Annotated in this window: 12 protein-coding genes; 6 read left to right on the top strand and 6 right to left on the bottom strand. The window is 60.8% G+C overall.

Annotated features, from left to right (window positions below; all coding sequences use genetic code 11):
• On the top strand, positions 1 to 87 hold an 87-nt coding region (locus tag MHY13_RS06340; protein WP_239282412.1), incomplete at its 5' end, for an IS3 family transposase.
• Positions 88 to 154: 67 nt separating this feature from the next.
• Here the strand turns inward: MHY13_RS06340 and MHY13_RS06335 are convergent.
• Positions 155 to 1,978 carry a phosphoenolpyruvate carboxykinase (GTP) gene (locus MHY13_RS06335; protein ID WP_239282408.1) on the bottom strand — a complete coding sequence of 608 codons (1,824 nt, stop codon included), beginning with the start codon at positions 1,976 to 1,978 and terminating at the stop codon, positions 155 to 157.
• A gap of 349 nt (positions 1,979 to 2,327) precedes the next feature.
• Between MHY13_RS06335 and trmB the strand changes: the two genes are divergently transcribed.
• Genes trmB through MHY13_RS06310 form a run of 5 tightly spaced genes read left to right on the top strand, consistent with a single transcriptional unit; the run spans position 2,328 to position 7,207 of the window.
• A complete protein-coding gene (gene trmB, locus MHY13_RS06330; protein WP_239282406.1) occupies positions 2,328 to 3,104 on the top strand; it encodes a tRNA (guanosine(46)-N7)-methyltransferase TrmB in 777 nt (258 codons plus the stop codon).
• A complete protein-coding gene (locus MHY13_RS06325; RefSeq protein WP_005325427.1) occupies positions 3,105 to 3,698 on the top strand; it encodes an NYN domain-containing protein in 594 nt (197 codons plus the stop codon).
• 12 nt (positions 3,699 to 3,710) lie between these two features.
• Entirely contained in the window at positions 3,711 to 5,864 is a 2,154-nt protein-coding gene (locus MHY13_RS06320; protein WP_239282404.1) for an MMPL family transporter, read from the top strand.
• Positions 5,865 to 6,881 carry a YbhN family protein gene (locus MHY13_RS06315; protein ID WP_239282403.1) on the top strand — a complete coding sequence of 339 codons (1,017 nt, stop codon included), beginning with the start codon at positions 5,865 to 5,867 and terminating at the stop codon, positions 6,879 to 6,881.
• Entirely contained in the window at positions 6,878 to 7,207 is a 330-nt protein-coding gene (locus MHY13_RS06310; protein WP_204610794.1) for a DUF3054 domain-containing protein, read from the top strand. The genes MHY13_RS06315 and MHY13_RS06310 overlap by 4 nt, the downstream gene beginning before the upstream one ends.
• 189 nt (positions 7,208 to 7,396) lie before the next feature.
• Here MHY13_RS06310 and MHY13_RS06305 read toward each other — a convergent pair whose 3' ends face one another.
• The 5 genes from MHY13_RS06305 to MHY13_RS06285 form a co-directional block, all read right to left on the bottom strand.
• Positions 7,397 to 8,953, bottom strand: a complete 1,557-nt coding sequence (locus MHY13_RS06305) for an acyl-CoA carboxylase subunit beta (RefSeq protein WP_239282401.1) — start codon at positions 8,951 to 8,953, stop codon at positions 7,397 to 7,399.
• Positions 8,928 to 13,634, bottom strand: a complete 4,707-nt coding sequence (locus MHY13_RS06300; RefSeq protein WP_239282399.1) for a type I polyketide synthase — start codon at positions 13,632 to 13,634, stop codon at positions 8,928 to 8,930. Before MHY13_RS06300 ends, MHY13_RS06305 begins: the two co-directional genes overlap by 26 nt.
• A 79-nt stretch (positions 13,635 to 13,713) precedes the next feature.
• On the bottom strand, positions 13,714 to 15,426 hold the full coding sequence (locus MHY13_RS06295; RefSeq protein ID WP_239282397.1) for a FadD32-like long-chain-fatty-acid--AMP ligase: 1,713 nt from the start codon (positions 15,424 to 15,426) through the stop codon (positions 13,714 to 13,716).
• Positions 15,427 to 15,485: 59 nt separating this feature from the next.
• Positions 15,486 to 16,400 carry a cutinase family protein gene (locus tag MHY13_RS06290; RefSeq protein ID WP_239191817.1) on the bottom strand — a complete coding sequence of 305 codons (915 nt, stop codon included), beginning with the start codon at positions 16,398 to 16,400 and terminating at the stop codon, positions 15,486 to 15,488.
• Between the two features lie 22 nt (positions 16,401 to 16,422).
• Positions 16,423 to 16,857, bottom strand: a complete 435-nt coding sequence (locus tag MHY13_RS06285) for a DUF732 domain-containing protein (protein ID WP_239191819.1) — start codon at positions 16,855 to 16,857, stop codon at positions 16,423 to 16,425.
• Between the last annotated feature and the right edge of the window lies 1 nt (position 16,858).

The raw sequence follows: 16,858 nt of genomic DNA, 5'->3' as shown, positions 1-16,858 counted from the left end.
TACAACACCGAACGCATCCAACAACGACTCAAGGGCCTGACCCCGATGCAATATCGGAATCAGGCCCTTGAACCCCTCACCGCCTAGAATTAAACCAGTCCAACTTTTGGGGGCCAGTTCAATGACGTCGCTGGGGGTTGGCTGAGCCTAGTTTTTAAGAGGCGTTTTCTACGCGCTCCTTCAGGGCGTGGAACTGGTCCCACACCTCAGACGGCACGCGGGAGCCCAGGAAGTTGAGGTAGCTGGCGTTATCCTGCATATCGCCTTCCCAATCCTTCGGGTTGACGGCAAGAGCGGCGCGAACGTCCTCGATATCGAAGTCGATTCCCTCGAGGTCGATATCCTCGGCGCGAGCGGTGTTGCCCACGACGGTTTCCTCGGCCTCAACATTGCCCTCAATGCGGTCAATGATCCACTTGAGCACGCGGGAGTTCTCCCCGAAGCCCGGCCACAGGAAGCGGCCGTCGTCGCCACGGCGGAACCAGTTAACCAGGAAGATAGACGGCATGCGGTCGCCGCCCTTTTCACCCATATCGATCCAGTGCTGCAGGTAGTCACCGGCGTTGTAACCGATGAACGGAAGCATAGCCATCGGATCGTGGCGCAGGGTGCCGACGCTGCCCTCTGCTGCAGCGGTCTGGCCGGAAGCCAGCAGGGCACCGATCATGGTGCCGTGGTTCCAGTCAAAGGCCTGGGTTACCAGCGGAACGGTGGTCTTGCGGCGGCCACCGAAGAGGATGGCGTCGATCTTCACGCCCTGCCAGTCGTCGTACTCCGGAGCGGCGCTCAGGCACTGGGAAATCGGGACGCAGTAACGAGAGTTCGGATGCGCAGCCTTGGTGGAGGAAGACGGAGTCCAATCCTGACCGGTCCAGTCGATGAGGTGCTCTGGCGCCTCCTTGGACATCTCCTCCCACCAGACATCGCCGTCGTCGGTAAGCGCAACGTTGGTGAAGATGGTGTTGCCCGGCTCCATGGTCTGCATGGCAATCGGGTTGGAACCGTAGTTGGTGCCAGGGGCCACGCCGAAGAAACCATTTTCCGGGTTGACTGCGTAAAGGCCGTCCTCGCGCAGGTGCAGCCAAGCAATATCGTCACCGACGACCTCAGCCTTCCAGCCCGGAATGGTCGGGGTAATCATGGCCAGGTTGGTCTTGCCGCATGCCGACGGGAAGGCGGCAGCGACGTGGTACTTCTTGCCCTCTGGGTTGGTGAGCTTCAGGATGAGCATGTGCTCAGCCATCCAGCCCTCTTCCTTGGCCATGACAGAAGCGATGCGCAGCGCGTAGCACTTCTTTGCCAGGATAGCGTTGCCGCCGTAGCCAGAACCGTAGGACCAGATTTCCTTGGTCTCCGGGAATTGGGTGATGTACTTGGTGTCATTGCACGGCCATGCCACATCTTCCTGGCCCGGCTCCAGCGGGGCACCCACGGAGTGCAGGGCGTGGACGAAATCGCCTTCGGGACCAATCTTGTCCAAGGCTTGCGCACCCATGCGGGTCATGATGCGCATGGAGAGCACCACATAGGCGGAGTCAGTCAGCTGCACGCCCAGCTTTGGTTCCGGATCGCTAATAGGGCCCATACAGAAGGGAACCACGTACATGGTGCGGCCCTTCATGGAACCACGGAATGCCTCCGTCATTTCTTCCTTCATCGCAGCTGGCGGCGCCCAGTTATTGGTCGGGCCGGCGCCTTCTTCATTCTCGGTACAGATGAAGGTGCGGGATTCCACACGGGCAACGTCGGAAGGATTGGAGCGAGCCAGGTAGGAATTAGGGCGCTTTTCCTCATTCAGCTTGATAAGCGTGCCCTTTTCCACCAGCTCTGCGGCCAAACGGTCAGCTTCGTCCTGGGAGCCGTCTACAAAGACCACCTGGTCCGGCTGGAAAAGCTCAACGTTCTCGCTGATCCAGCCGATAAGCTTTTCGTTTTTAGTCGGCAGCTCTCCGACGAGCCCTGGGATAGTGGCGGTCATTAGTAATTCTCCTGAGGGTGGGTGTGAAAATTGGGGAAATAAATCCCCAACTGTGCCTTCCACCTCAAGATTAACGTGCTTGTCCGAATAATTTGCGCAGATTTTGTCACACCGGTTATATCCACCGCGTTTACCAGAACTTCACCAAGCGCAACCACAGATACTGTGTTAAAAATCGCCTTTTCCCATCCCCCTGTCTGGGGGTCTATTCCCCTCCCTAGCGGCAACCAAAACGATAATCTTCCACCCCCAACCGGGCCCACTGGTTATACCAGGATTGGCTTCGCCACACGTGATCCCCGGCGCGGCGTATTGCTTGGCAAGGCTAAGCAGGGAAAAATAGGCCGCAATGAATAACACAGATAACTCTCAAAACACCCGCGCTGGAGAAATGCCTCCAGGGCGCCCACCACAGACCGACTTCAATGCCGTATTCGACAACGATCTCGACTATCCCCGCCTAGGCAACGTCACTTTCCGCCGCGGCACGCTGACCGACAATCAGCATGAGCTTTTTGAAAAGCGCTGGCCAGAACTAGGCCGCACGCTGGAAGACGAGGTCATTAACCTCGATGCCTGGTTTGGCCGCAGCGGCGCCAAGACCATCGTGGAAATTGGATCCGGCACGGGTACCTCTACCGCCGCCATGGCGCCGAAGGAAGCCGATACCAATATCATCGCCGTCGAACTCTACAAGCCGGGCTTGGCCAAGCTACTGGGCCAGATCGAGCGCGAGGGCATCGACAATATCCGCATGATTCGCGGCGATGGCATCGAGGTCATGGTGCGCATGTTTGCTCCGGAATCCCTTGATGGCATCCGCGTCTTCTTCCCGGATCCCTGGCCAAAGGCCCGCCACCATAAGCGCCGCATCATCCAGTCGGGCACACTCAACCTTTTTGCTTCCCGCCTGAAGAAGGGCGGCGTGCTGCACGTTGCTACCGACCACGCCGGATACGCCGAGTGGATCGATGAGCTTGTGGACGTAGAGCCGAGCCTGGATTACAAGGGCTGGCCGTGGCCAGAGTGCCCGCAGTTGGTGGACCGTCAGGTCATCACCAAGTTTGAGGGCAAGGGCCTAGATAAAGAGCACGTCATCACGGAGTATCTCTGGGAGAAGAAATAAATGAGCACCTACCTACTTGTCTGGGATGCGCCCAATATGGACATGGGCCTGGGCTCCCTGCTCGGTGGCCGCCCCACCGCCGCACACCGCCCGCGCTTCGACGCCATCGGCCGCTGGCTGGTACACCTTGCCCAGGACGTTGATGCCGAGCCGCGCGCCGATGTCTTTACTAATGTCACCCCGGGCGGCGCCGATGTCATCCGGCCATGGGTAGAAGCCATCCGCAACGTGGGCTTCGGTGTTTTTGCCAAGCCCAAGATCCACGAAGACGATGACGTGGATCCGGATATGCTCGACCACATCGAAAGCCTCCGTGAGGATCTAGCCGGCGTGATTGTGGCTTCCGCCGATGGCCAGAATTTCCAGGAACCTTTGGAAGAGCTCATCGCGGAAGGCCTTCCGGTGACGGTCCTCGGTTTCCATGAGCATGCTGCATGGGCCGTAGGCCACGCGGATATCAATTTTGTGGACCTGGAAGATATCGAGGGTGTATTCCGCGAGCCGCTACCGCGCGTGAACCTGGATAACCTGCCCGAGGGTGGTGCATGGCTGCAGCCATTCCGTCCCCTGGCTGCGCTGCTTAATAACCGCTAGGAGGCTACCCCGATGTTTGAAAAATGGGGACGTTTTTCCTATGCGCACCGCCGGCTCATCCCCGCCGTCATCGTCGCTGCCATCCTTGCGCTCTTTATCGGCTTTGGCTTGCAGCTCGAAGACCGCATGAGCCAGGAGGGCTGGGAGGATCCCAATGCGGCGTCGACAAGCGCGGCCCAGATCGAGCAGGAAGCATTCGGCCGCGATAACTCCGGCGATGTCATCTTGCTCTTCCACTCCCCCGACGAGAACTTCGACGCCGCAAAGCAGCACTTGGCGCAGTTGAAATCGGAGTATCCGGACCAGATTGACTCGGTGACCAGCTACTTCGACACGAAGAACCCGAACCTGGTCAATGCTGATCATTCGCTGGCCTTCGCCGCCATCGGGCTGAAAGGCGATGACGAGCAGACGCTGAAAGATTTCCGCGCCATCGAGGGCGCGCTTACGGACACCACCGCACCGGTGGAGATTGCGGGTGCCACCGCGGTTGCTGATGCCCTGGATGAGGGAATGTCCCACGATATCTCCCGCGCCGAAAAGGCCGCCCTTCCACTGGTAGGCATCCTCCTGCTGGTGGTCTTTGGTTCCGTCGTTGCGGCCTGCATGCCGCTGGTGGTCGGCGGCCTCTCCATCTTGGGCTCTTTGGGCATCCTGTCCATCCTGGCCGGGTTCTCGCAGGTCAATGTCTTTGCCCAGGCCGTCGTCACGCTGCTGGGCCTCGGCCTAGCCATCGATTATGGCCTCTTTATGGTTTCGCGCTTCCGCGAGGAGCTGGACAAGGGCCGCTCCACCGAGGAAGCCGTGGCCACCACCACTGCAACGGCCGGCCAAACCGTGGTTTTCTCTGCGGCCATGGTTGCCGTTGCGGTTTCCGGCCTTTTCCTCTTCCCCCAGGCCTTCCTCAAGTCCGTGGCCTATGGCTCCATTTCCGCTGTGGGGCTAGCAGCACTGCTTTCGGTCACCGTGCTGCCCTCCATTTTTGGCATGCTCGGCCCCAAGATCGATACCTGGTCTGTACGCCGCACCTCTAGAACGGCACGCACGATTCAAGACACCTGGTGGTACAAGCTGCCGCGCTGGGCGATGCGCCATGCCCGCGGGCTAACCATCGCCGTGTGTGGCCTGCTCATCGCATTGACCCTGCCTATCATGAGCATCACCTTCGGCGGCATCAACGAGTCCTACCTGCCACCGGACCAGGACACCCGCGTGGCACAGGATAAATTTAACGAAGAATTCCCCGCCTTCCGCACGGAGCCAGTCAAGCTCGTTGTGGAGAATGCATCGAACCAACAGCTTGTCGACGTCGTCATGCAAGTCCGCGGCCTCGAAGGCCTCACCGAGCCCATGGCGCCGACAACGGCAACCAAGGAGGGAACCACCGTCCTTTCCGCCGGCATTAAAGACCGCGATGATTACGCGAAGATTGTCCACGAACTGGAGCAAATAAAGGCACCCGAGGGCGTAAACCTTTATGTGGGCGGCACGCCTGCCATGGAAGTGGAATCCCTTGATGCGCTGTTCCACAAGCTGCCCTGGATGGCACTCTACGTGGTGCTGGCCACGTTCCTGCTCATGGCGCTGGTATTCGGTTCCTTTGTGCTGCCGCTCAAGGCCATCGTGATGACGCTTTTGACCTTGGGGGCTACGCTGGGCATCTTGACCCTGATGTTCGTTACTGGCCTTGGCTCGAGCGCTCTCAACTTCACCCCTGGCCCCCTCATGAGCCCCATCTTGGTGCTTATCATCGCCATTGTTTACGGCCTGTCCACCGATTACGAGGTCTTTTTGATCTCCCGCATGGTGGAGGCCCGCCGACGCGGCGCTTCTACCGACGAGTCCATTGCGGCCGGCACCGCGCATACCGGCGGCATTATTACCGCGGCGGCGCTTATTATGATCGTGGTCTCCGGCGCGTTCGGCTTCTCCGATATCGTGATGATGAAATACATTGCCTACGGCATGATTTTTGCCCTGCTTATCGACGCCACCATTGTCCGCATGCTCCTCGTCCCGGCCGTCATGCACTTGCTGCGCGAAGATAACTGGTGGGCCCCTAGCTGGCTGCGCCACGCCACCACCACTTTGACCGGCGGTGCGACCCACCGCGGCAAGACTGTTCCCTTCACTGAGCTCAAACAACGCCTCGAAGGGGGTAAGTAAGTGAAGAATTGGCTGCGCCTTATCGCCTCGTTCATCGTCCTGCTGGTCTTGGTTTATGTCTTCCGCGATGAGCTGGACTTCCTGCGCGAAGGCTTCTCGCGGCTTTCTCATTCCAACCCGGCCGCGATAGCACTGGTGATCATCGCCTCCATCGTGGCGGTACTCGCCATGGGCGAGGTCATGCGCCTGCTCATTCGCGCCGGTGGCGTCAAGGTACCGGCCTCAGAAACCGCAGCACTGACGTTGGCCGCTAATGCCTGGTCCACCACTCTTCCGGCCGGCCCGGCTTTTTCCGCCATCCTCACCTTCTACGTGCAGCGCACGTGGGGCGCGTCCGTCATGCTGTGTGGCTGGTTCTTCGTGCTGTCCTCTGCGATTTCCACCATGTGGCTCGTGCTCATCGGCTTGGGTGGCGTGCTCTTCCTCAACGCGGATATGGCGCTCTGGTCCCTCATCGGCACCTTGGTGCTCATGCTGGCGCTTTCTGGCGGCCTGTTCTGGCTGACCAATCATCCGGATACCATTATCCGCTGGCTCAACCGCCAAAAGCTCATTAAGGGCTCCAAGCGCGAAGCCCTCGTGGACCAGGTCAAGAATCTGGAGGAAGTTCACCTTACCCGCCGCCAATTCGGTTGGGTCTCCTTCTACTCTTTGGCCAACCGCCTGATCGACATGGTCTCGCTATGGGGCTGCGTGTGGGCCGTTACCGGCCACCTGCCCGCCCTGCACGCTGGCGAGGACACCACGACGATGGCCGGCGTGGCGCTGGCCTATCTCACCGCTAAGCTTGCCGGCTCTGCTCAGGTCACGCCGGCCGGCCTCGGAACGGTGGAAGCCGCCATCATCGCCACTCTGGTGGCCACGGGCATGACCGCGGTGGACGCTACCGGCGCGGCCATCATCTACCGCCTCATCTCCTTTGCCTTGATCACCATCATTGGCTGGGTAATCTACTTCTGGCACTATGCCCGCAAGGGCATTACCTACGCCGCCTTGAACCGAAAGGAAAACGCATGAGAATCGCCCCCATTATCGATATCATCGCCCTGATGCTCTTCGCCGTGGCTGCCCGCCTCGCCCACGGCGGTTTGAGCTTTTCCACCTGGGTAGATGCCTTTTGGCCCTGGGCCGTAGGCGCGCTTATCGGCTGGGTCATCATCCTCGCTACCAAGGTCCAGGGCAAGTGGAAGGAGGGCGGCATCGTCTGGCTGAGCACCGTCGTGGGCGGCATGGCCCTGTGGATGCTCGTCAACGGCCGCCTGCCGCACTGGAGCTTCCTCATCGTAGCGACGGTGATGTCAGCGCTATTTTTCTTTGGCTGGCGGCTTTTCGCCCGCAAATAAAAAAGAAGGAGGGTTTAACCCTCCTTCTTTTTTGCTCCACTTACTTGGAACTTACCTGAATGCCTGCCTGATTCAGAATATCGACCACGAAACCAATGATCTCGCTGACGATGTCCACAGCGCTAGACAGAATCATAGATAACTCCTTCACTAGGATTAGCTCTTTATATGCTATCCAAGCACAAGGCATTACATCGGGGCAATAGTGTGCTTCTTCGGCAGATCGCTTTCCTGCTTGGTGGCCAGCTGGCGCAGTGCCTGACGGAGCGCCAAGCGGGACTGATTCGGCTGAATCATAGCGTCTAGATAGCCACGCTCGGCCGCAACATAAGGAGCGGTCATGGTCTCATCGTAGAAGTCCATGAACATCTTCTTGGTCATCTCACGCTGTTCCGGGGTCTCGGCGGCCTCGAGCTGCTTGCCGGCGATCATTACCACGGCAGCGGCCGCGCCCATCACGGCGATCTGCGCGGTCGGCCACGCCAGGTTGATATCGCCGGTCAGGTTCTTCGAGCCCATTACCGCATAGGCACCGCCGTAGGCTTTGCGCACGATGAGCGAGACCTTCGGCACGGTGGCTTCCACCACGGCGAAGGCAAACTTGGCGCCGCGGTGGATAAGGCCCACCTTCTCCTGTTCCACGCCCGGCAGGTAGCCCGGGGTATCCACTACGAAGACCAGCGGAATATTGTAAGCATCGCAAATGCGGATAAAACGCGCGCCCTTATCGGCGGCGTCGGCATCAATGCAGCCCGCAAGGTGCATGGGGTTATTGGCCACAAAGCCGACGGTCCTGCCATCGATGCGGCCGAAGGCGGTGATCATATTGGGCGCGAAGTTTTCTTGAATCTCAATGAGGTCCTCGTCATCGCCCAACTGGGTCAACAAGTCCATCATGTCGTAGCCAGCATTGGTGTCATCCGGCATGAAGGCATTGAGCTCTTCGTCTTCGGCCACTTCGGCGTCGGAAGGCGCAGCGAACTCCGGTGACTCATCAAAGCAGGTCAGCGGCAGGTGGTCGAGAAGATCGCGGACCATGTCAAAGGCGTCATCCTCGGAGGGGACGACTGCCGAGACGTTACCGTTGAGCTCTTGCTGGCGAGCGCCGCCCAGCTCGGCGGAGGTGATGTCCTCACCGGTAACCTCACGGATGACGTTCGGGCCGGTGACATACATTTCCGCTTCCTCGTCCACGGCAATGACAAAGTCCGTGGTCACGGGAGCATAGACGGCGCCACCGGCGGACTTGCCCATCATGATGGAAATCTGCGGGCTACGGCCGGACAGCGGGAGCTGGCGGCGGGCGATCTCGGAGTACATGGCCAGCGAGGTCACCGCATCTTGAATGCGGGCGCCGCCGGAATCCTGGATACCGATAACCGGGCAGCCAATCTTGATGGCCATGTCCATGACCTCGGTGACCTTCTTGCCAAAGGTCACGCCGACAGAGCCGCCGTAGACGGTCTTATCATGGGCGTAGATACACACTGGGCGGCCGGAGATGCGGCCATAACCGGTGACCACGCCATCGGAATAAATGGCGTCAGGGTCACCTGGGGTCTTACCCAAGGAGCCGGTTTCGACGAAGGAACCCTCATCTAGCAATTCATCAATGCGTTGACGAGGCGTGGTGCGCCCAGCCTCGTCGCGGCGTTTGCGGGAGCGCTCACTGCCTGGGTCCTGCGCCTTATCAAGGCGCTCGCGCAGGTCAGCGAGTTTCTCAGCGGTTGTCTGCTTGGCCGCCACGTATCTTCTCCTCGATCCATTCGTCCATATGCTTGCCCACGATGCCGATGGCCGGCTCGTCTGGCACTGCAAGGTGATCGCCTTGCAGCTGCACAATTTCTAGATCCTTAACGATAACTCCCCAACCGCCGTCGGGGTCAATCTCAGCGTAGCGCGGCTCCAGCTCAATCGCACCGTCGTGCATGCGCTCGGAACGGAAAAGCAGCACCGGCACGGTGACATCGGCCCAGCGATGGAAGTCGATCTTGGCCAGAATCTGGTTATCCACAAAGGAAGCGCGCTGGTGCTCCAGTACGCCGGCGGCCAGGCCGTGCGCAGAGGCGTCGGTAGTAGCGAGGAACTCCGCCAGCATGGTCATGAGCGCATCCTCGCCCATGGTCTCAAGCATCTCGTACGGCGGCTCAAAGTCCAGGCCATAGGTCTTCTTGGCAAAGGCCGCGTAGCGCTCCCACCGGGCGCGGGTTTCTTCCGGGGTATCCGGCGCTGGGTTCGACGGCTGGGTGGTATCCAGCAGCGCAATGAACGCCACGTCCGCCGAATCCTGACCGCGCTGGGTGCGCTGATGCAGCTGATAGGCCACCTCGTAGGCCAGCGCGCCGCCAAAGGACCATCCGCCGAGCACGACCTTGCGGCCGCGCGCATAGTGCAGGATGTCCTCGATATAGGCCTCGGCACGCTCCTCCAGCGAGCCCTCAATGCGCTCTACGCCGTAGACCGCCACGTCCTCGGGCAGGCGGCGAGTCAGTGGCTGGTAGACCACAGTGGTGCCGCCGGCTGGGTGGAACATGAATACGGCAGGACCATCAGCCTCGCGCAGAACGCGGATATTGCCTTCTACCTCAGTCTCCAGTCCTTCGCGGACGAGGTCGGCCAACGTCTCTAGGGCCTCGGCCTCGTGGACCTGCTGGGCGGTGACCTCGATGCCGACGCGCTCGGTGAGGCGCTCGGCGATCTGGGCCGCTACCTCGTCGCTCACCTCAGGCAGCGCCGAGGTAACGCCCGCCGCTGCCTTTCCCGTGAAGGTGGCCCAGGTACCAAAGACCATGCGCTCCGAGGCATCGCGCGGGGCAACGCCGACGCCCTGGCCGGGCTCGTCTTCTTCTGGTGCAGGCGTATCCGCAGAAGCAATGTCGCTGGTATCCACGCTGCCGCCAGCGACGGCCTCTTCCACCATGGCAATGACGTCTGCCAAAGAGGCGTCGCGAAGCGCCTGCACCTGCAGCTGCGGAATCTGGAAGTCATTTTCCACGCGGTTCTTAATGCGCATGCCCATCAGGGAATCCAGGCCCAAGTCAATGAGCGGCAGCTCGCGCGGCAGGTCAGAGACGTCGTAGCCCATGGATTCCGACACGATGAGTGCGAGGCGATCCTCCACGGTTTCCTCCGCAGGATCCCAGCGCACGGCATCAACTTCTGCGGTTGCTGCAGGCTCGCTTTCAGGCACATCGGCCACGCCCGGGATAGGCGCCGCGCCCAAGTCCAGGGCGGAGGCAAAGCCTTCCGCCAAAAGCTCGGTCTGTGCGCCACGGACGGCGTAGACGGCTACGGACATACCACCGATGGACTGGCTTACCACCGTGGTGACCTCACCGCGCGCTGGCAGGTCGGCGTGCTCCTCGGTGGCGATGATGCGCGCCCCAGGCTGAACGGCCTCGGCCGCGGCCTCCACGATGGCCAGCGCGGATGGCGCCTGGTCCGCATTGGTGGAGAAGGCCACCTTGCCCTCTGGCAGGTTGACGCGTGCGCCCGGCAGGCCGGAAACGCCGGCCGACGGACGCGCGTTGGTCCAGAAGCGCTGGCGGTTGAACTGGGTATAGGGCGCCTCCACGCGCGCACCCGAGCCAAAGACTGCGCCAAAATCTACCGGCATACCGGCGACATAGAGCTTGCTGAGCAGGTCCAGCAACGACTCGGTGGGATCCACCTTGCGCTTCAACGCATACAGCAGCTGGGCATCCGCCTTGCCCACGGCGAAGGCGGTGGACATGAGGCCCATCAGCGCCACCGGGTTCGGCGAGATTTCAACCAGCTGGGTGTGGCCGGCGTTGAAGGCCGCCTCGGTGGCATCCTGCAGGTAGACCGAGTGGCGGGTCATGCGCAGCCAATAGTCCTCATCGTGCACGGTGGTACCAGGGCGATAAACCTCACCCTTATCCACGGAGGAAAACAGCGGGGTGTGCAGCGGCTTGGCCTCCATGCCAGCAATGGCTGCATGCAGCTCACCCAGGATGGGATCCACGGCCGAGGTATGCCCGGCGGCCTTCACATTGAGCGCACGGGCGAACTTGCCCTCACCATCGAGCTTTTCCACCAGGTCCAGCACCTCTTGGCGGGGGCCGCCCACGGTGGTCATACCGGGTCCGGTATACACGGCGGGTTCGATATTGCCGTCGAGCGCGGCAATATCCTCGGCCGAGAGCTCTACGACGGCCATGGCTCCTTGCTCGGCATCGCTTAGCGACGCCTCACCCTCACCCATCAACCGCGCGCGGTGGCAGGCAATAACCATGGCGTCCTCTGCGGAGATGCCGCCTGCGGCATAGGCCGCGGCAATCTCGCCCATGGACATGCCCATCACGCCGGCTGGACGCACGCCAAAGGAAGCATGCAAGTCCGTCAATGCAATCTGAATGGCGGTAATGGCCACCTGGGCGGTCTCGGTGTCATAGGTTTGGGCATCATCGTTGACGATATCCAGGATGGACCAGCCGGACTCAAAGTCCACGATGGCATCGAGCTCTTCCAAGCGAGCTTTGAACTGCGGCGAGAGCGCAATCATGTCCTTCGCCATCTTGCGGTGCTGGGATCCGAACCCGGAGTAAACAAATACGGGTCCCGGAACCTGCGGGGAATCCGCGGCAGCGATACCCACGGAAACCTTGCCTTCAGCCACCTGGCGCAGGCGCTTGACCGCTTCCTCGGTGGAGCTAGCCATCACGACGGCGCGGGAACGGGAGTGGTTGCGGCGGGCGACGGTGCGGGCGACGTCGACAAGCGCGGGCTTTTCCGCCTCAATGAAGTCTGCCAGCAAGGCCGCAGCGCGTGCCCGGCGCGAAGGCAAGAGGCCAGAGACCGGCAACGCCACCGTTTCGGTGGAAAGCTGGGGCGCGCGTTTGGCCGGGGCGCCGCGATAATCGGTGAGCACGACGTGCGCATTGGTGCCACCGAAACCAAAGCCAGACACACCAGCGACCTTGCGCCCGGAGTATTCGGGCCACTCGCGCGGATCCTCCACTACCTCGAGATGCTCGGCCTCGAAATCGATATAGCGATTCGGCGCCGAGTAATTGATATTCGCCGGAATCACGTCATTGCGCATGGCCTGGATGACCTTGATGAGGCCGACCACGCCCGCGGCGGATTCAGAGTGGCCGATATTGGTCTTGGCAGAGCCGAGCAAAATAGGAGTTTCGACCCCGCGGCCCGCACCGAGCACGCGGCCCAGGGCAGAGGCCTCGATCGGATCGCCCAAAATAGTGCCGGTGCCGTGGGCTTCGATATAGTCCACGTCCTGCGGATTTACGCCCGCATCAGCATAGGCGCGACGCAGCACATCCTCCTGTGCCTCCGGGTTCGGGGCGGTCAGGCCATTAGAGTGGCCATCGGAGTTGACGGCCGAGCCCTTGATGACGGCCAGGATATCGTCGCCGTCCGCTTCCGCGTCCTCCAAGCGCTTGAGCACGAGGACGCCGGCGGCGTCGGCACGCACGATGCCATCGGCGTCGTCAGAAAAGGCGTGAATGGCGCTCGTGGGAGAGGTAACGCCCAACTCCGAGAACGCCGTGGACGCATGCGGGGCGGCCAGAATATTCACGCCGCCTGCCAGCGCCACGTCCGCGCTCCCCGTGCGCAAATCCTTCATCGCCTGGTTCACCGCCACGAGGGAGGAGGAGCAAGCCGTATCCACGTTGATGGAAGGGCCGCGGAAATCCAGGGCGTAGGAAATGCGATTAGCCACCACGGCGGAAGAAATGCCGGTCAGCGCATACGGGTGCATCTCGGCGGAATCGGCACCGATGAGCATGCCGTAGTCATTATTGGTCGATCCCATATACACGCCGGTCTGCGTGCCACGCAGCTCATTGGCGGGAACACCAGCGTTTTCTAGCGCTTCCCACACCAGCTCCAACAGGATGCGCTGCTGGGGATCCATGTTGGCGGCCTCTAGCGGGGACAGGCCAAAAAATTCCGCATCAAAGGACGCGATGTCTTCGATATAGCCGCCGTCGGTATTTTGCTGGGCGATCTTCTCGCTCATGACCGGATCAGCGGAGTACTCGGACCACCGGCCTACTGGCAACGGGCCGGTGCCTGCGCGGGATTCCGCCAACATAGACCAGAACTCTTGGGCATTCTTAGCACCCGGGAAGCGGCCGGAAAGACCAATGACCGCAACGTCAGATCCCTGCGCGATCCGCGGCGCGTGCTCTTCCGGCTGGGGCGCCGCCGGTGCGTTCAGCAGGCGGTCCGCCAGCAGCTCGATGGTGGGATACTCATATGCCACGGTGGCATCGAGGCGGGTGCCCAGAAGGTTTTCCAGCTCGCCGGATAGCACTACAGCATCCCGCGAGGAGAGGCCATAATTTTCCAAAGGCTTGGAATCTAGGATCTCTTCGGCGGAAACACCGGTGGCCTGGGCGACCCAGTCACGCAGCCATGCTCGCAGTTGCTCGATGGTCATAAAAAGGTCTTTCGTTACGGAAAAATACTAAATGGCGTAGGGGTATATCGCTATATTTTGTCACTTTGTTAGCGATATATCAGAATCCCACATAATTCTTCTTGGCTACGCGGCGCGCAATCTTGCCGGAGGACGTGCGGTTGATTTCGCCAGGTGCCTTCCACACGATGTCATCCGGAGTAATGCCATGGTGGGCAGTGACCGCGGTGCGAATGGCCTCGGTTGCCTCGGCATCGCCGGACGGCTGCGCATCATCGGCGCGCTCCACCAGCAGGACGAGGGACTCAGAATCATTGCCTTCCACGGAAAAGGCTGCAACGGAATCCGGGCGAACCTGTGCGGAAGCTGCTTGCACCGTGCCCTCAATATCCTGCGGATAATGGTTGCGCCCAGCAATGACGATGAGATCCTTCAGGCGGCCCGTAATGTACAGCTCACCATCCACGATGGTTGCCAAGTCTCCGGTGGCCATCCAGTAATCGTCTTCCGGCAGGCCATCCTGCAGGCGCTCACCCAGCGTATTGCGGAAGGTCGCAGCAGTTTCCTCTGGGCGGTTGAGGTAGCCGGTGGCCATATTGGGACCGTGGACCCAGATTTCTCCGATAACGCCGTCCTTCACCTCGGTGCGAGTTTCCGGATCCACAATGGCGAGGTGCTGGTGCGGCACGCACTGTCCATTGGAGGCGTAGGCAACGGTATCTTCGGATTTATCCTCAATGACGGCGCGACCTGCGGCCAGCTCCGCGCGGTTAAAGTGCGCGATGACCGGGCGCTTGTCAGTTTGCGGGGTAGACACAATAAGCGCCGCTTCTGCCAGGCCATAGGACGGACGCAGTACGGAACGGTCCACGCTGAAGGCATCGAGGAAGGAGTCCACGGCCGATTCGGTCACCGGCTCGGAACCAATAATGATGCCGTCCACGTGGGAGAAATCCGCGTCCTTGGCGTGGCGCGCGGCAAGTTCCAAGGCAAAGTTCGGGATAGCGGTATAGGTGGCCTGTTTGCCGGCTGTCACGCGCCGGACCCAGCGATCCGGGTGCTGGATGAAATCGCGCGGGGTCATCACCTCGAAGTCGAGGCCCAAGATGGTGACAAATACGGCCAAGATGATGCCCATATCGTGGTGCATCGGCAGCCAAGAAACGATGCGGGCCGGCATCTGCAGCTGCAGGGCCTGGAAAATCTGCGCCACGTTGGTGATAATCGCGCGATTGGTGAGCTCCACGCCGGCCGGGGTACGGGTGGAACCGGAGGTGTACTGCAGGAAGGCAGTGTCCTCTGCGGTTCCTTCCACAGGAGTCCAAGAGGACGCCAGAGAATCAGGAAGGGCGTCGAGGGAAATGATGCGCGGGCGCTCGCGCTGAGCAGAAAAGTACCGGCGCACTGCCGCCGCCGATACGCGGTTAGTCACCACGATGGACGGTTCACAGTCACCAAATACGGCCTTGAGGTGGTCCGAGTGCCCCGGTTCGTTGGGGTCATACAGCGGAATCGGCACCATGCCCGCATAAAGAGCACCCAAGAAGCCGAAGACGTATTCCGGCGAATTACCAGCCAAGATGGCCACGCGGGTACCGGGCTCTGCCATCTGCTGCAGGCGCGCCGCCACCACCTTGATGCGGTTATTGACCTGTGCGCGGGTAAGCTCCCGGCAGGTTTCTTCCTCACCGTAGATCCACTGGCGCATGACCACGCGGTCTGGGTCGGTTTCCGCTTGGAAGAGCTTCTCTGCCAACTGGGCCAAGGTGAACTCGGGTGCTAAGAACTGCCCCATCTGCGCTTTTAGATCCATCGATTCTCCTTAGGTAAATGGTTTCGTTAATAAAACTATCGGAGTTGGGGGAATGGTTGTTACGCGGCGTCGATAAGCTGGCGGGCCCAGCCCACTACCCACTGGTTGGCAGTCGTGCCATCGATAACGCCACTATTGGAGGCGTACTGCGCATGCACGCCATTCGCGGCAATCAAACCCTGCGCGCGCTCTAGTGCATTGGTCACGTTAGGCGGGGCATCACACACCGAATCATTGGGCGCGCAAATTTGGAAGGTGCGATCCGCGAGGCTACCGAACCCATTCTGGCGCGCACCACGCATGGAAGCACCCGGCACGATGGGCTGCACCAATCCGGATACGGGCTGAAGGGCAATTTCTGCACCGACGCCACCCACCTTGCGGCCTGGGTTTTGCCCGACGCCATTTTGGCGGCGGCCGTCTGCGATAAGGGCCACGCCTGCGATGTTTTCCGCCGGAACCACGCCCTGGCCGCCACCAATCTCATCGGCAACGTCGCCAGCAATCACCGCGCCCTGAGAAAAGCCGCTCAGAATGAACTTGGTAGCCGGGCAGCTTTGATGAACGCTACGCAGCTCGTCATTCATCTTGGCGGTTCCCTCAGTGCGGGAATCGTCGTAGCTCATCTCATGTTGCGCATTAATATTTTTGAATTGCGCGGTATAGGGAAGGGTCCAGACCTTCACATCGTCCCCGTAGGCCTCCTGCAGCGGCTTCGTAATAGACAGCATGAACGAGCGAGGGTTGGCAGAAGGATTGATGGGGTCGTCGTCAGCCGCGGACTCCCAAGTCCCCGGGGCAGAAATGAACTCCACACGGGGGCACCAGTCAGGCTGCTGCGGTTGCGGCGGCGCGGCCTGCTCCGTGGTGTGCGGAGCCGGGGAATCAGTGCCTTGGTTGAGGTAACGCGACGCGCCCACGCCAATGACAGCTAATACGACGAGGGCCGCGACAACGGTAATAGTTTTTCGCATGGATTAGTTGTACCAGCTAAACCTAGCAAATCCCTGAACGCGCGGAATCCTTGATGAGCTGGGAAAGCTCCTCAAAACTCAGCGTGGTGCGCTGCTGCTCGATGAGCTGGCCGGCAACCGCAGAAATGGTGACCTCATTCTCGTCACAGGCCGCCTTTCCAGCGCCAAGGAGCTGATCCTCTACGCCATCGACGTTAACGCCGGCGTCCTTGAGCTTGTCCAAGTACTTGGCGTCCGGTTCCGGCACCTCAGCGGACGGGATTTCAGAGATCTCGCGCGCACCGCGGTCTTCTTGCGACTTAGAGGTGGCACTCTCCGAAGAAGAGGAAGGGGCCTCGGACTCGCGCTCGAGGGGCGCGACCTCGGTCTCTTGCGGCGGTTCGCTATCCACCGTGGCGGAATCGCAGCCCGCAAGACCCAAGCACAGCGCCGCGCCCACAACTACTAGCTTGCGCATA

Origin of the sequence: Corynebacterium sp. ACRPE, assembly GCF_022347435.1 — a bacterium.
GTDB lineage: Bacteria > Actinomycetota > Actinomycetes > Mycobacteriales > Mycobacteriaceae > Corynebacterium > Corynebacterium tuberculostearicum_D.
Note: the sequence above shows the minus strand (reverse complement) of the source record. Positions and strands in the feature narration are given on the sequence as shown.

Excerpts from the sequence above, each read along its gene's own strand:
- MHY13_RS06335 (WP_239282408.1), bottom strand. The coding sequence starts at position 1,978 with ATGACCGCCACTATCCCAGGGCTCGTCGGAGAGCTGCCGACTAAAAAC.
- trmB (WP_239282406.1), top strand. The coding sequence starts at position 2,328 with ATGAATAACACAGATAACTCTCAAAACACCCGCGCTGGAGAAATGCCT.
- MHY13_RS06325 (WP_005325427.1), top strand. The coding sequence starts at position 3,105 with ATGAGCACCTACCTACTTGTCTGGGATGCGCCCAATATGGACATGGGC.
- MHY13_RS06320 (WP_239282404.1), top strand. The coding sequence starts at position 3,711 with ATGTTTGAAAAATGGGGACGTTTTTCCTATGCGCACCGCCGGCTCATC.
- MHY13_RS06310 (WP_204610794.1), top strand. The coding sequence starts at position 6,878 with ATGAGAATCGCCCCCATTATCGATATCATCGCCCTGATGCTCTTCGCC.
- MHY13_RS06300 (WP_239282399.1), bottom strand. The coding sequence starts at position 13,634 with ATGACCATCGAGCAACTGCGAGCATGGCTGCGTGACTGGGTCGCCCAG.
- MHY13_RS06295 (WP_239282397.1), bottom strand. The coding sequence starts at position 15,426 with ATGGATCTAAAAGCGCAGATGGGGCAGTTCTTAGCACCCGAGTTCACC.
- MHY13_RS06290 (WP_239191817.1), bottom strand. The coding sequence starts at position 16,400 with ATGCGAAAAACTATTACCGTTGTCGCGGCCCTCGTCGTATTAGCTGTC.
- MHY13_RS06285 (WP_239191819.1), bottom strand. The coding sequence starts at position 16,857 with ATGCGCAAGCTAGTAGTTGTGGGCGCGGCGCTGTGCTTGGGTCTTGCG.